Source organism: Streptomyces sp. NRRL S-350, assembly GCF_000719705.1.
GTDB lineage: Bacteria > Actinomycetota > Actinomycetes > Streptomycetales > Streptomycetaceae > Kitasatospora.
In genome coordinates this window covers 1-2231 of record NZ_JOHO01000151.1, presented here as the reverse complement: position 1 = coordinate 2231, position 2231 = coordinate 1, and the positions used below count along the sequence as shown (strand labels likewise).

3 protein-coding genes are annotated in these 2231 nt (G+C 74.4%); 1 reads left to right on the top strand and 2 read right to left on the bottom strand.

Annotated features, from left to right (window positions below):
• The coding region (locus IF30_RS0140140; RefSeq protein ID WP_030247997.1) for a non-reducing end alpha-L-arabinofuranosidase family hydrolase at positions 1-190 on the top strand (190 nt) is incomplete at its 5' end.
• Between the two features lie 506 nt (positions 191-696).
• Here the strand turns inward: IF30_RS0140140 and IF30_RS0140135 are convergent.
• Positions 697-1902 carry a sensor histidine kinase gene (locus IF30_RS0140135; protein ID WP_030247995.1) on the bottom strand — a complete coding sequence of 402 codons (1206 nt, stop codon included), beginning with the start codon at positions 1900-1902 and terminating at the stop codon, positions 697-699.
• Positions 1899-2231 (bottom strand): winged helix-turn-helix domain-containing protein (locus tag IF30_RS0140130; protein WP_030247992.1); only part of this gene is annotated, 333 nt, incomplete at its 5' end. The genes IF30_RS0140130 and IF30_RS0140135, both read right to left, overlap by 4 nt.

Sequence of the window (2231 nt, the reverse complement as noted above, 5' to 3'; positions counted from 1 at the left end):
CAAGGCCAACAGCGGCGCCACCTGGACCAACGACATCAGCCACGGCGACCTCGTCCGCAACAACCCCGACCAGACCATGACCATCGACCCCTGCAACCTTCAGTTCCTCTACCAGGGCAAGTCCCCCACGGCGAGCGGCCCCTACGACAAGCTGCCCTGGCAGCCGGGCGTCCTCACGCTGAAGCGCTGACACGGTGAAGCGCTGGCCCGCTGATCCGCTGATCCGCTGACCCGGTGAAGCGCTGAAGCGGTGAAGCGATGGCCCGCCTGATCGACGGCGATCGCGACCGGGCACGGTCCGCCCGCGCGGCACGTGCCCGGTCCGACCGTGTCAGCGGGACCGGCGGGTGACCGGGTCGGACGTCGACGGCCGCCAGGCCCGCCGCGTGGGCGGCTTCACCGCCGTCGTCGCTGCCGTCGTCGCGGTCTTCTTCACTGCCCTCGGAGCTGCCCTGGGAGCTGCCCTCGGCTCTGCCCTCGTGTGCGAGACACCGGGTGGGAGGATTTGTGGAGCGGGGGCGTCGGTCCGGAACCGACAGTGGCTCCGCCGGTGGGGGGGGTGGGGGAGGTTTGGGGGGGGTCGATGACGCGGGCCGGGCCGGTGGGGGGGGGGGGGGGCGTCCCGGACCCGAGGGTGCCCCCGCGGGTGGCCCCCCTCGCCTTTCTGTCGGGGGGGCCCACCGGCGTTCCCGGGCGTCAGTCGGGCGGGAGGGTCAGGGTGGCGACGGCGCCGCCGGCGGGGTGGTTGGTGAAGGTCAGGGTGGCGTCGATGACGCGGGCGTGGCCGGTGGCGATGGTGAGGCCGAGGCCGTGGCCGCGGCCGCGTTCGGGGGCGTTGGTGCGGAAGCGCTGGGGGCCGTGGTGGAGGAGGTCGTCCGGGTAGCCGGGGCCGTGGTCGCGGACGGTGATGCGGCGGCCGTCGACGTGGAGGTGGACGGGGGCGGCGCCGTGGCGGTGGGCGTTGAGCAGCAGGTTTCCGAGGATGCGGTCCAGTCGGCGTAGGTCGGTGCGGACTCGGAGGTCGGCGGCGACCTCGACGGTGACGTCCAGTCCGGTGAGGGCGACGGTCCGGCGGACGGCGCGTTCCATGGGGATGGCGGAGACGTCGGGGGCCTCGGCGTCGGCGTCCAGGCGGGAGACCTCCAGGAGGTCCTCGACCAGGCCGCGCAGGGCTTGGACCCGGTTGCGGACGAGTTCGGTGGGCCGGCCGGGCGGTAGGAGTTCGGCGGCGGTGACCAGGCCGGTGAGCGGGGTGCGCAGTTCGTGGGCGACGTCGGCGGTGAAACGCTGTTCGTCGGCGAGGCGGCGGTGCAGGGTGCGGGACATCAGGTCGACGGCGGCGGCGAGGTCGGCGACCTCGTCCTTGCCGTCGATGAGTTCGCCGATCCGGGTGTCCGTCCCGCCGGCGGCGATGCCCCGGGCGGCGGTGGCGGCGGTGCGCAGCCGGCGGCTGATCCGGTCGGCGACGAGGACGCCGGCCAGCACGGTGGTGAAGACGGCGGCGGCGACGGTGAGCAGGATGATCCGGTCGAGGTCGGCGATGGCCTGCCGGTCCTGGGTGAAGTCCAGCCGGACGGAGAACGTCCCGTTCCGGACCGGTCCTGCGGCCCACATGGACTCGCCCTTGCCGTCGGCCGCGAGCAGCGAGCCCTGTCGGCCGCTCTCGGCGAGGGCGCGCAGCCGGGTGGGGAGGGCGGGGTCGTTCAGGGCGGCGCCGCGGCCGGTCACCTCGCCGCTGCGCTGGTAGCCGGCCAGGGACGAGTCGAGGGCGGCGAGGGCGGCGGAGCGGGCCTGGTCGACGTGCTGGCGGATCGTCGCCTGGTGGACCAGCAGGCCGACGGCCACCGCGACCAGGACGGCGATGGCGGCGACGGCGGTGGCGATCTGGCGGCGCAGGGTCATGCGGGGCGCCGCAGCTTGTAGCCGAATCCGCGGACGGTCTCGATCCGGCCGGAGCCGATCTTGGCGCGCAGCCGTTGCACGTGGACGTCCACGACCCGGGTGTCGGCGCCCCACTCGTAGTCCCAGACCCGTTCGAGCAGGGTGGAGCGCTCCAGGACGATGCCGGGTGCGGCGGTGAACTCCAGCAGCAGCCGCAGTTCGGTGGGGGTGAGGGGGACGAGGCTTCCGTCGACCCGCACCTCCATGCTGTCGGTGTCCACCTGGAGGCCGTCGAAGCTGCGGATCGCAGGGGAGGCGGGGGAGGCGGGGGAGGAGACGGAGGGCAGGGC